The sequence below is a fragment of the Bradyrhizobium sp. WBAH42 genome (assembly GCF_024585265.1).
GTDB lineage: Bacteria > Pseudomonadota > Alphaproteobacteria > Rhizobiales > Xanthobacteraceae > Bradyrhizobium.
The window spans coordinates 3,959,516-3,971,676 of record NZ_CP036533.1 but is presented as its reverse complement, the minus strand read 5'-3'; the positions used below and the strand labels follow the sequence as shown (position 1 = coordinate 3,971,676).

The window sequence follows — 12,161 nt, the reverse complement described above, 5'->3', positions numbered from 1 at the left end:
GGGAGAATGTCGCGATGGGCCGGCATCAGAACTGGCCGGGCGGAAGCTTGAAGATGTCGGGGCTCTTGGCGTCGGCGACGTAGAACAGCAGTAGGCTGGTCGGCGTCAGCACGCGGTTGCTCTCCTTGGTCTCGAACGTGCCCTGGAGCAGCAGGATCACCGAGCGATCCTTGGCGTCGCTGCCGCGGAACATCACGATGCCGCCGGCGACGGGCATGTTGACCGCGATGGAGTCGGGCTTGAAGCCCTCGCCCATGAAATGGGCGCGCAGGATGTTGGCGTTGGAGAACAGCTTCTCCGGCGTCATCGCGGTGTCGGTCCCCTTCGACCAGACCGCGCCGACCTGGATCAGCGACTTCGACTTGTAGCCGAGCACGTAGGAGAGCTCGGCGGTGCCGCCGTTCGGCAGCAGCTCCGGAACGGACAGCAGAATGCTGTGCGTCAGTTCGGACGCGTTGTCCTGTGACCTGATGGCGTCGGGCTTGGCGTTGAAATCCTTGGTCATCGCCGCGCGCACGTCGGCCTCGTTCATGCCGAACTTGGCCGAGCGGAAGCCATCGATCGCCTTGATCTTGTCGTCGGCGACTGGCGTCTCGGCTGCAACCGCAGATGTCGCACCGGCAGCAACCGGCGTCCCGGCAGCACTGGCCTTGGGCGCCGGCGCCGCCTTCTGCTTCGGCACGGCGCCCTGGGCCGCGACCGGCCCGACTGCAACGGAGGTGAGCAGGCCGACGAGGGCCGGAATGAGATAGATTCTGCGCATCGAAAACCTTCGAAAAACCTGAAACAACGCTTCAAAAATCAGCAGCAGCGAAACCGGCTTCCCCGAACCGTCGTCGCAGCCGGACGGAAATTGTTGCAGCGCCGCAAGGCGTTACAAGAGTCACGGAGAAGACGAGATTCGAAACAGCGACTCCTTGGCAGCAAAGGCATACGGTATCGGGCTGCCAAACGCTGCGAATGAACATTCACAAGCGCATTTTTTGATCAATTGTGGTCACCAGCCTTTCGCGTTATGCAACCGCCTGGGGAAAATCTTGCGAAGCATTTCATGATCGAGCGGCGCGCTCCTGCCCACACTGTGCCGGCGGTTGCCCGCCGCGATGTCCTTCGCCTTGCAAGTGCATCGGTCGCGGGCTGGATCGCGCTCGGCACAACGACCGATCGCATGCGGATCGTCGCCTCGCTCACCGCATTGCCGCTCGACGACGAGCTGACCAGACGCGGCATGATCGACAGCGCGAGCTCTCGCCTGGGCAACCTCGTCGCCGGCTTGCGCCAGCGCGGCTGGGTTGAAGGCGTCAACTTCCGCCTCGAGCTTCGTTCGACCTTCGGCGCACCGGACAGGCTGAAGACGGCCGTCCAGGAATTGCTCGACCTCAGGCCGGACGTGATCCTGACCGGGTCGACGGTCGAGACCGCCGCCGTGCTTGCCGCCACCAAGACCATCCCGGTCGTGTTTGCGACCGCCAACGATCCGGTCGGCAACGGCTTCGTCGAAAGCCTGGCGCATCCCGGCGGCAACGTCACCGGCTTCACCAACAGCACCGCCGAGATGGGCGGCAAATGGCTCCAGCTGATCCGCGAGGCCGTGCCCGACGTCGCGCGCGTCGGCGTCCTGTTCAACCCGGCGACCACGCCGCGCGGCGGGCGCTTCTTTCTCGACTCGATCGAGCAGGAGGCCGCAGTGTCCGGCGTGTCCGCGGTGCCCGCCCCCGTCAACGCGCCGACGGAGATCGATGACGCCATCAGGCGCTTCTCCGAATCGCCCAAGGCGGCGATGCTTGCGCTGGTCGACAGCTTTCTCGTGGTCAACCGGCAGGCGGTCGTCACGGCAGCCGCCAAATACCGCGTGCCCATGATCTATCCGTTCCATTACTTCATGGATGCCGGCGGGCTGATGAGCTACGGACCGACGCTCGAGGTGCGCTCGGCCGATTATGTCGATCTCATCCTGCGCGGCACCAAGGCCGGGGATCTTCCGGTGCAATCGCCGCGCAAATACGAGCTCTTGATCAACCGCACGGTCGCCCGCACGCTCGGCTTGACGATCCCATTCACGCTGCTCGCGCGCGCCGACGAGATCCGCGAGTGAACGAGCCGGTCGACCAGGGACCTTCGCGGACGCCTCCCGGCCGGTTGTTCAGGAAATATCTCTACTCGATCGTCGCCCTCGCCTTTGCCGCGCTCGCCATCAACACCGGCTTCGACGTCTGGTTCTCCTATCGCGAGCAGAAGCAGCTGCTGGCGGCGACCCAGCGCGAGCAGGCCGCCTCCGCAGCCATTCAGATCGGCCAGTTCATCGGCCAGATCGAGAACCAGATCAGGTGGCTTGCGCGCCTGCCGCCGGAGCTCTCGACCAACGAGGACGAGCGGCTGAACGCCATCCGCCTCCTGCGCCTCTCGCCCGCGATCGCCGAGATCGCCCAGCTCGACGCGCAGGGCCGCGAGCAGGTGCGTGTGTCGCGCCGTGTCGCCGACAGGATCGGCAGCAAGATCGATCTCTCCACGACGCCCGCCTTCCGCGGCGCCAATGACAGCCGGGCCTATTACGGACCGGTCTACTTCTTCGGCGACACCGAACCGTTCATGACGCTCGCCACGCGCGGCACCGGCCGCGCTCCCGATGTGATCGTCGCCGAGGTCAATCTGCGCTTCATCTGGGACCTGGTCGCCGGGATCAGGGTCGGCAACACCGGCAAGGCCTATGTGGTCGACCGCAAGGGCGTCTTGATCGCGCATCCCGATTTGTGGCGGGCGCTCCAGCGCAGCGATCTCTCCGGCCATGCCGACGTCCGCGCCGCGCTCGACGGCGTCGGGCCGCCTTCGGGCGGCCTCGTCAAGGAGGATCTGTCCGGCCAACGGGTGCTGTCGACCTATGCGACGGTGCCTTCGCTCGGCTGGCTGGTGTTCGTCGAGCTGCCGCTCACCGAAGCCTACGCGCCGATCTACGCCTCGATCGGCCGCTCGACCTTCCTCCTCGTCATCCTGCTGGCCGGTGCGGTGTTGGTCTCGCTGGTTCTCAGCCGGCGCATGACCGTGCCGATCCAGTTGCTGACCCAAGGAGCCAAGCGGATCGGCAGCGGCGACCTCAACTCGCGGCTCGCGATCAAGACCGGCGACGAGCTGGAGGCGCTCGGCGAGCAGTTCAACCGCATGGCGGCGCATTTGCGCGAATCCTACGCCACGCTCGAGCGCAAGGTGATCGAGCGCACCTCCGAGCTGGAAAAGGCGCGCGACCACGCGCTCGCCGAGCACGACGCCGCCGAGCGCGCGCGCAGCGCGGCGGTGGCGGCCAACGAGACCAAGTCGCGCTTCCTGGCCGTCGTCAGCCACGAGCTGCGCACGCCGCTCAACGGCGTCATGGGGGTGCTGCAATTGTTGGACGACGGCAGCCTCAGCGAGGCCCAGCGCCGCCACCTCGCCACCGCGGCGGCGTCGGGCGAAACGCTGATCGCGCTGGTCGATGCAGTGCTGGAATATGCGCGCCTCGAAGCGAGCACGGAAATTCTGGAGACGCGCGACTTCCGTCTCGACCAGCTCATCGAAGCCGCCGTCGACCTGATGCGCCCGCAAGCCCTGGACAAGGGCCTGCGCTTCGACCTCGCCTGCGATGCGACGGTCGACACCGCCGCGCATGGCGATCCCGTCAGGCTCAATCGCATCCTGCTCAACCTGATCGGCAACGCGATCAAGTTCACCCCAAGCGGCGGCATCGGCGTGAGCGCGGCGGCCGGGCGGCGCGACGATCACCTCCTGCTGCGCATCAATGTTCGCGACACCGGCATCGGCATCGCGCCCGAGTTGCACGAGCGGATCTTCGAGGATTTCGTCCAGGCCGACGACAGCATCGCGCGGCGGTTCGGCGGCACCGGCCTTGGCCTTGCGATCGCGCGCCGCCTCAGCCGCCTGATGCGCGGCGAGCTCAAGGTCGAGAGCGCGCCCGGCGCAGGCAGCACGTTCACGCTTCAAGTGCCGCTCGGTCTTGCCGGAGACAGCGTGGCGCAAGGCGCGCTCGCGCCGCCGTCGCGGCAGCTCCGCGTGCTCCTGGTCGACGATGACCCCGTCAATTGCGAGGTCGGCGCAGCCATCCTGCACCGGCTCGGCCACCACGCCACGATCGCGAGGAACGGCGCCTCCGCCATCGAGCTCGCCCGCGATCAGGCCTTCGACGTCATCCTGATGGACCTGCACATGCCCGACATGGACGGCGTCGAGGCCGCCTCGCGGATCGGCGAGCTCGGTCTTGCCAAGATGCCGCGCCTCGTCGCCGTGACCGCCGACGTCTCGCGCAGTGCCCGCGATCGGCTCGCGGGCGCTGGCATCGCCAAGGTCGTGAGCAAGCCGATCCTGATCAACGCGCTACGCGAGGCGATCGAGGATGATCAGGCAGTCGAGCCGGCAGCCGCGCAACTCGCGGCCCACGAACTGATTGATCGGGTTTTCCTCGACGACCAGCGGGAGCTGCTGGGCGCGACGCAAATCGACAAGCTCCAGCAGCTTCTCCAGCAGACGGGCGAGCGACTGATCGACGACATCGCCACGGCCGCGGCGGCCGGCGATCACAAGCAGCTCGCGCGATCCGCGCATCAGCTCGGCAGCGCGGCAAGCGCGCTCGGCCTCGTCCGCCTGTTCGAGCGCTGCCGCGAGGTCGAGGAAGCCGCGCCCGCGATGCCGCTGCAGGAATGCCCGACTGCCGCTCGCGAACTCGCTGCGCTGCGGGAAGCGTCGATGAGCGCGCTTGACGATCTGCTCCGCCCCGCCGAGCAGCGCTTGCTCGGCTAGCGCGAGTCCATAAATCTGCAGAGCGGACGGCTTGCCAAAGCCCGCTATCCCTCGACAGCAGCCAAATTCGCCATGGCGTCTGACCTACGTCAGTATGGTCACGTCATACCCCCGCACAATGGCAATGACCAGGTGCTCTTGCTATCTACCAACGCAGAATGAAACGCAATGGAACCGGCCCCGCGAGCCGGCAGTTGCAGGACAAGTCCGGTGGCGTAGCGCCCGCCGGCCTTTCTCCTGATCGAGCGGCAGCATGCTGCTTCGAGACCCTGGCGTCGACCGTCACATTTGGCTGCTGAGAGTACGCCATGAGAAACATCGCCAATCTCCTCACGCGGTTTTGGCAAGGGAGCCAGCCTGCATCCAATGCTCAGGTTGCGGCCGAAGCCGAACACCGAGATCAATCCAGCATGGCTGATTTTGTCCGCATCCTGCAGGCCTACGATCAAGACCCGTGGGGCGACGGCGCCCGCCCGTGACACCGTCGCCGCAGCAGATCAGCGCTGAGGCCGGGCTGCGGACTGTCTCCAGTCAGCTGGTCAACAGGATCAATCTTCCGACTCCAATCGGTCTTGAGCGGGTCGCCCGGCCAGCAATGTGCCGCCGGCCGGGCCAACACCCACACGAGGGATCAACTTCCTTCGTGCCGGAAACCTGTGACCATTGCGGTGTCATGAGCCCGACGTTTTAACGACGAGCTTTATATTTAGCAGGTTGACGCCTTTGAACGGGTTCGGCGCGCTTTCGATTGTTCCCGTACCCGTGGCGTTCGCATAAGCACCTGTGCCCGATAGGATCGTGTATTCGCCCGTTGATTTTCCATCTTTGGCCGAACCAGTGTAGCGCGCCGTGATCGAGCCCTCCTCGAACGTGTAAGTGCTATAGCCGAAGAAGGGACCCGACCCTTTAAGCAGGTCCGAAGTATTCACGAACTCTTTCACTCCGATGCGGCCATCGCTGAAGACGGCAACCCCAAAGAACTTACCAGACACAACCGTCTGTCCTTCGACGTTTGCGGCCTCGATGACCTTGAGGTCGATCGGCTTCGTGATCAGCTTGAACTCAAGCACCCGCTCGCCGGCTAAGGCGGGTGACGCCGCGACCGCCAATGCCAGTCCGGAAAGGAGAAAGGTGAGAGACTTCCGCATAGGCTCCTCCTGCGCTTGTTGAACTCAAGTCGAGAAGTGCCGGCGGGCTACACATCGTGCCGCCGCTTTTCGCTGCGGCATGGAAGAGAGCCCTCGGCGACGCCCCGGCAGCGGCTGAAGCTCTCTGGTCCTAAGGCGCGAAGCCGGGACGCAAGTATGAGTCCGAGCGAGCGGAAGAAAGTTCAGGTTTCCGCTGCGGTATAATAGTGTCCAGCCAACTATGCGGGACTCTCAGTTGAGTCGGCACGGGCGACATGATCGAGCTGATCAAAACCTGCTTCGAAGGCGCTCTTCGGCATCTGGCCCAAGCTCGACCTGTCTCGCGCTTTGCGGCAAGACCACTGACCTCTTCCCTCTAGCGGGTCGTCGCTTTGCGCCCGCCGGCTTCGTCCTCCTCCCGCCCAAACCGCTCCACCAGGAAATCGATGAGCAGCCGCACCTTCACTGACAGGTGCCGGGTTGGTGGATAGACCGCATAGAGCGCTAGCGGCGGTGCGGAATAGCTGTCCAGCACCGTCCGCAGCTCGCCCTTCCGCAACGCATCGGCGGCGATGAACTCCGGCAGCAGTGCCAGGCCCCGGCCCTTGATCGCGACGTCGCGCAGCACCTCGGCGTTGTTGACGCAGAGCGACCAGGCCGGCTGGATCCAGTGGTCGCCGTCGCTGCCTGTGAGCTTCCACTGATTGCCTGTGAGCAGGAAGCCGTAGGTCAGCGAAGCATGCTCGCGCAGATCCTGCGGATGTTTTGGCGTGCCGTGGCGCGCCAGGTAATCCGGCGAGGCGCAGATCATGCGCGCCACCGGCATGATCTTGCGCGCGATCAGGCTGGACGATTCCAGCTCCGCGATCCGCAACGTCACGTCAAAGCCGTCCTGCACGGGATCGAGCAGATCGTCGCTGAGCACGATCTGGAGCTGAAGCTCCGGGTAAAGCGCCATGAAATCGGCGAGCACCGGCCCGAGCCGCATCGTGCCGAACGACATCGGCGCGTTGACGCGGAGCAGCCCGCGCGGCGCCGATTGCGCCTGCGTCACCGCCTGGTCCGCCGCCTCGATCTCCGAGAGGATCACGACCGCGCGCTCGAAATAGCGCTGGCCGTTCTCGGTCGGGCTCGCGTGCCTTGTAGTGCGGTTCAAGAGCTGGACGCCGAGGCTCTCCTCGAGGTCGGCGATGTACTTGCTGATCGCCGAGCGCGACAGCCGCAGCTGCCGGCCGGCCTCGGCAAAGCTGCCGCTTTCCACCACCTTCACGAAGGCCCGGAGGCTGCCGAGCTTATCCAAGGGGTCGCCCCGCCGATTGTTTCCAAATCGTAGACATAGCCGTCATATTTGCATGGATTGTCTCCAATCCAAAGCGGAACGATATTTCCGGCCAGAGCAAGACCGCTCCCCGAATCTGGAGGACGACAATGTCTGGACTGCACCATGTCACCGCGATTGCCGGCGATCCCATCCGCAATTTCGGCTTCTACACCCGGGATCTCGGCCTGCGCTTCGTCAAGAAGACGGTCAATTTCGACGATCCCGGCACCTACCACTTCTATTACGGCGACGAGACCGGCCGCCCCGGCACCATCCTGACCTTCTTTCCGTGGGCCGGCGTCTCGGCCGGGCGCCGCGGCGTCGGCGAGACCCACCAGACCGCCTTTCGCGTGCCGCAGCGCTCGCTCGGCTATTGGACCCAGCGCTTCACCGAGAAGGGCATCGCGTACGAGGCGCTGGAGAAGCGTTTTGGCGAGTCCGTGCTGCCGTTCACCGATCCTGATGGCATGGCGCTCGCGCTGGTCGGCGTCCCCGGTGCCGAGAACGAGCCGGGCTGGAGCAATGGCGACGTGCCGGCCGAGCATGCGATCCGCGGCTTCCACGGCGTGACCCTGCTGCTCGACAGCGCGGCCAAGACGGCGGCCGTCCTCGCCGACGTGTTCGGCTTCAAGGAGACCGGGCGCGAGGGCTCGGTGATCCGCTTCAAGGCGCCGGGCGATGCCGAAGGCAGCGTGGTCGACATCTACGAAGCCAAGGGCTTCCTGCGCGGGCACCAGGGCGGCGGCTCGGTGCATCACATCGCCTTCCGCGCGGCCGATGATGCCGAGCAGGGCCAGATGGCGCAAAAGCTCGTGAGCAATCACGGCCTGCACCCGACCGAGCAGCGCGACCGCAACTACTTCCGCTCGATCTATTTCCGCGAGCCCGGCGGCGTGCTGTTCGAGATCGCGACCGACATCCCCGGCTTCGCCGTCGACGAGCCGGTCGCGACGCTGGGACGTGACCTGAAGCTGCCGAGCTTCCTCGAGCAGCACCGCAAGCAGATCGAGGGCGTGCTGCCTAGCCTGGAAGAGACCGTGTCATGACCGAGACTGCATTCATCCATCGTTTCGAGCCCGCGGCCAGCGCGGGCTCTCCCCCGCTGCTGCTGTTGCACGGCACCGGCGGCGACGAAAGCGACCTGCTCGGCCTCGGCCAGATGATCTCGCCCGGCTCGGCCCTGCTCTCGCCGCGCGGCCGCGTGCTCGAGCACGGCATGCCGCGCTTCTTCCGCCGCCTCGCCGAGGGCGTGTTCGACGAGGATGACGTACGCCGTCGCGCGCATGAGCTCGGCGACTTCGTCGTGGAGGCGCGGCAACGCTACGGCATCGCCGCGCCGATCGCGGTCGGGTTCTCCAACGGCGCCAACATCGCGGCGGCGCTGTTGCTGCTGCAGCCGGACGCGCTTGCAGGCGCGATCCTGCTGCGCGCGATGGTGCCGTTGTCCGATCCGCCCAAGGCTGATCTCGGCAGCAAGCCGATACTGCTGCTCTCGGGCCAGGCTGATCCAATCGTGCCGGCGAGCAATTCGGCACGGCTCACCGCGCTGCTGTCGCAGGCAGGTGCGAGCGTCACCCACAAGGTGCTGCCGGCGGGCCATCAATTGTCGCAAGCCGACGTGACGCTGGCCCGCGACTGGATCAGCAAGGCCGACGCGAAGGCCGCATGATCAAGCAGCGGCGCATCGTTCGAACGATGCGCCGCTGCCATCACTCGAACCAGCCGCGCCGCTTGAACCAGATCAGCGGCAGCACGCCGCTGGCGATGACCGCGAGCCAGGCCAGCGGATAGCCGAAGCTCCAGTCCAGCTCGGGCATGTGCTTGAAGTTCATGCCCCAGATGCCGACCATGATCGTCGGCGGCACGCCGACGACCGACACGATCGTCAGGATCTTGAACAGCTCGTTCTGCTGGATGTTGATGAAGCCGAGCACGGCGTCGAGCAGCAGCTGGATCTTGTCCGATAGTCGCGTCTCGTAGTCGCTGAGCGAGACGACGTCCTTGGACACGGCCTCGAGGCGCTTCTTCGACGACGCCGTGATCCACTCGCTGCCGACGTCGCCGGCAAACGCGGCGATGCGGCCCACCCCGAGCAGGACATCGCGCGCCTTGGCGAGGCGCTCGGCCAGCTCGCCGACATTCTCCAGGGCCTCGCGCATCCTGCGGCTGGAGCGCACCGGGCGCTGGGTGCGCACCAGCCCGCCCTTGAAGACCCCGCGCGAAAGCTGATCGACCTTGGCGCCGAGATGCTCCAGGACATCGGCGCCGCGATCGATCATGGCCTCGAGCAGGCTGACGAACACGCACATGCCGTTCTCCAGGCTGTCATCGGAGCCGACGCGCTTGCCGATGTCGTCGAAGATCGGCAGCTCGGCAAAGCGCACCGTCACCAGCACGTGCGGACCGATGACGAAGCCCACCGGCGTGATCTCGGCCTCGTTGGCCTCCGTGACCCGCACCGCCGGCGAGCTGAGATAGAGCGTGCCGCGATCGAAGATCAGGCGGCTCGACGCCTCGATCTCGCTGAGCGAGTCTTCCGAGGGAATGCGGATGCCGAGCAGCCGCTCGACGAACTGCTTTTCCTCGTCGGTGCCGTTCAGGAGATCGGCCCAGATGATCTCAGAGGGCATTTCCGCGCCGATGCCGTGCCAGTCGTCGGACGGCCACCTGTAAAGCCTGAGCAAGAACCGAACTCCGTGGCCGCATCGTCATGCCGGATGGTGCATGTCCCTCATCCGCTAACGCATGAGAGTTCCAAACGTTCAAGACCTCTACGTGACAGCAATATTCACGCCGCTCACCGATGCTTCCAGGGGACATCGGAGATACCGACCGGAACACGGCCGAGCGATGCACGTTGACGGACGCGCGGGTGATCCATGGATACGCGTAGTGCATCCCGACATGACGACTTTCCTGGGTGTTGAGGCCTGCGACTTGACCACCGCACCGCCGGCGGCCGGCGCGATCCTGTTCGGCGCGTCGGATGCCACCCCATACCTTGCGGGTCAGACCAGCCATGCCGCAAAAGCGCCGGACGTCATCCGCCGCGCGCTGCGTCACTACGAGAGCGATCTCACCCGTTGGGATTTTGACCAGGACGCCGAGTTGCTCGATTCCAGCAAAACGAGGGTCTTGGACGGCGGAAACGTGCCGACCGACCCAATGACTCCGCAGAGCAACCGTGATGCGATCAGAGCAGCCGCGCAAGCCGTCCTTTCGGTTGGCGCCGTTCCGATCCTGCTGGGCGGTGATGACTCCGTCCCCATCCCTTTCTTCGAGGCATTCCAGGGCAGCAAGGGACTGACGATCGTGCAGATCGACGCCCATCTTGATTGGCGGGATCAGCGAAACGGATCGGGCTATACCTTCTCCAGCACGATGCGGCGCGCCAGCGAATTGCCCTGGGTGAAGCGCATCGTGCAGGTCGGCTTGCGCGGCGTCGGCGGCTCCGGTCGTGCCGAATTCGATGATGCAAAGGCCTGGGGCGCGAAGATCTTTACGGCAAGGCATGTCCAGCATCACGGGATCGCAAGCGTGCTCGACGCGATCGAGGATGACGGCGAGTGCCTGATGACCATCGATTGCGACGGTCTCGATCCATCGGTCATCCCGGGCGTGCTCGTCCCACAGCCCGGCGGCCTGTCCTATTTCGACGTGGTCGATCTCATACGGGGAGTCGCGGCAAAGTCCAGAATAGTCGGCCTGGATGTCGTCGAATACGTTCCCGAGCGCGACGTGCAGAATTTGGGAGCGATTGCGGTCGCGCGGATCATCTGCAATGCACTGGGTTGTGTTCGGCGGCGGAAGGTATAGCTGCTACGGCATATGAATCGTGGCGGCGACCGGTGCGCACGCCTCGTCCTTCGAGACGGCGCTTACGCGCCTCCTCAGGATGAGGCTCATCAGCGTCGGTGCCTGCTAGAACTGCAGCCACGCACTCCGTCCTCATCCTGAGGAGCCCGCCAAAGCGGGCGTCTCGAAGGATGGCCGCAGCGAAGGCTCTCAAATGCTCCTGGCGCAACAACATAAATCTAGGTCCACCATCCGTCACCGGGATAGGCAACACTATCCGCGGAAGAGATTTCCATCCCCACGCCCCTTCGAAGACGGCTGGCGTAGAACGCGAGAGGCGCTCCCTCATTGTGTCGGCACCAGCGCACCGCGCCGATGAAGAGCGTGTGGTCAGCGATATCGATCGATTGGACCACCTCGCAGGCGAACTGCGCGATTGCCTGCGGGAGCACGAAGAATCCTTGGCGCGAGACGAGCGGCGGAGCGTCGCGCAACAAAGGCCTTCCGGCAAAGTGCGCGCAGAGCGCAGCGTCTTCCGCATGCAGGACATTGACCGAATAGATGCCGGACCTGGCCACAGCCTGCCACGTCCGCCCGTGCATGAGAGAGACAAGCACAGTCGGCGGATTCGCTGAAATGGTCGTGAAGCTGTTGGCGGTCATGCCGAGCGGCGCGCCATCCTGGTCGACGGTTGCGACGACCGTAATGCCCGTCGCGAACCGCGATGCGGCTGCCCGAAAACCGGCCGGTTCGGCATGATGGCCCATTACGCGCCTTCGATCTTGAAATGGCAGAGCGTCGCCCCCTTGGGCGAATAGTTCGGCACGTCGGCTGCGACCTTCCGGCCGATGCTTGAGCCGAGCGCCGCCTCCATCGCAGCAGCGTCGGGGAAGAACGCCTGGAAGATGCAGAAAGGCGCCTCCCCCGGTCCGAGTCGGTGGGGGAAAGCGTAATGATGACGCACCAGACCGGGCAGTGTCGCTGCGAGGGGGACGTGCTTGTCGACGTAGTAGCCCCTGAAGGCCGCTGGATCGTCGGGCGTCGGGTAAAGAACGGTCAGGCAGTGCATTGGCGTTCCTCTCAGACGTGGTTCAGCCAACCGCCCGGGAGCAGGACTGCTTCCGTGTGGCGGT

At 65.2% G+C, this 12,161-nt stretch carries 12 protein-coding genes; 6 read left to right on the top strand and 6 right to left on the bottom strand.

Translation table 11 applies throughout. The features are described 5' to 3' along the window. Positions 1-25: 25 nt before the first annotated feature. Positions 26-763 (bottom strand): hypothetical protein, encoded by a 738-nt coding sequence (locus DCG74_RS18465; RefSeq protein ID WP_172784363.1) that lies wholly within the window; start codon positions 761-763, stop codon positions 26-28. A gap of 288 nt (positions 764-1,051) precedes the next feature. On the opposite strand from DCG74_RS18465, the gene DCG74_RS18460 reads away from it, so the two are divergent. The 3 genes from DCG74_RS18460 to DCG74_RS18450 all read left to right on the top strand — a co-directional run bounded on the left by DCG74_RS18460 (position 1,052) and on the right by DCG74_RS18450 (position 5,264). Beyond that, positions 1,052-2,095, top strand: coding sequence for an ABC transporter substrate-binding protein (locus DCG74_RS18460; RefSeq protein ID WP_172784362.1), 1,044 nt, complete (start codon positions 1,052-1,054; stop codon positions 2,093-2,095). Further along, positions 2,092-4,785 (top strand): hybrid sensor histidine kinase/response regulator, encoded by a 2,694-nt coding sequence (locus DCG74_RS18455; protein WP_172784361.1) that lies wholly within the window; start codon positions 2,092-2,094, stop codon positions 4,783-4,785. Before DCG74_RS18460 ends, DCG74_RS18455 begins: the two co-directional genes overlap by 4 nt. 308 nt (positions 4,786-5,093) lie before the next feature. Next, a complete protein-coding gene (locus DCG74_RS18450; protein ID WP_172784360.1) occupies positions 5,094-5,264 on the top strand; it encodes a hypothetical protein in 171 nt (56 codons plus the stop codon). 192 nt (positions 5,265-5,456) lie between these two features. On the opposite strand, the gene DCG74_RS18445 is transcribed toward DCG74_RS18450, so the two are convergent. Then, the gene (locus tag DCG74_RS18445) at positions 5,457-5,933 is read right to left on the bottom strand and encodes a hypothetical protein (protein WP_172784359.1); all 477 of its coding nucleotides are present in this window, start codon (positions 5,931-5,933) and stop codon (positions 5,457-5,459) included. A 355-nt stretch (positions 5,934-6,288) separates the two neighbouring features. After that, entirely contained in the window at positions 6,289-7,212 is a 924-nt protein-coding gene (locus DCG74_RS18440; protein ID WP_172784358.1) for a LysR family transcriptional regulator, read from the bottom strand. A gap of 128 nt (positions 7,213-7,340) precedes the next feature. Here DCG74_RS18440 and DCG74_RS18435 point away from each other — a divergent pair, with 128 nt between their 5' ends. Beyond that, positions 7,341-8,279, top strand: a complete 939-nt coding sequence (locus DCG74_RS18435) for a ring-cleaving dioxygenase (protein ID WP_172784357.1) — start codon at positions 7,341-7,343, stop codon at positions 8,277-8,279. Next, positions 8,276-8,902 (top strand): alpha/beta hydrolase, encoded by a 627-nt coding sequence (locus tag DCG74_RS18430; RefSeq protein WP_172784356.1) that lies wholly within the window; start codon positions 8,276-8,278, stop codon positions 8,900-8,902. Before DCG74_RS18435 ends, DCG74_RS18430 begins: the two co-directional genes overlap by 4 nt. Positions 8,903-8,942: 40 nt before the next feature. Here the strand turns inward: DCG74_RS18430 and DCG74_RS18425 are convergent, their stop codons facing one another. After that, positions 8,943-9,917 carry a magnesium transporter CorA family protein gene (locus tag DCG74_RS18425; protein ID WP_172784355.1) on the bottom strand — a complete coding sequence of 325 codons (975 nt, stop codon included), beginning with the start codon at positions 9,915-9,917 and terminating at the stop codon, positions 8,943-8,945. 220 nt (positions 9,918-10,137) lie between these two features. Between DCG74_RS18425 and DCG74_RS18420 the strand changes: the two genes are divergently transcribed. Further along, positions 10,138-11,049, top strand: a complete 912-nt coding sequence (locus DCG74_RS18420; protein ID WP_172784354.1) for an arginase family protein — start codon at positions 10,138-10,140, stop codon at positions 11,047-11,049. Between the two features lie 218 nt (positions 11,050-11,267). On the opposite strand, the gene DCG74_RS18415 is transcribed toward DCG74_RS18420, so the two are convergent. Next, positions 11,268-11,795, bottom strand: coding sequence for a flavin reductase family protein (locus DCG74_RS18415; protein ID WP_172784353.1), 528 nt, complete (start codon positions 11,793-11,795; stop codon positions 11,268-11,270). After that, the gene (locus DCG74_RS18410) at positions 11,795-12,097 is read right to left on the bottom strand and encodes an EthD family reductase (RefSeq protein WP_172784352.1); all 303 of its coding nucleotides are present in this window, start codon (positions 12,095-12,097) and stop codon (positions 11,795-11,797) included. Before DCG74_RS18410 ends, DCG74_RS18415 begins: the two co-directional genes overlap by 1 nt. Between the last annotated feature and the right edge of the window lie 64 nt (positions 12,098-12,161).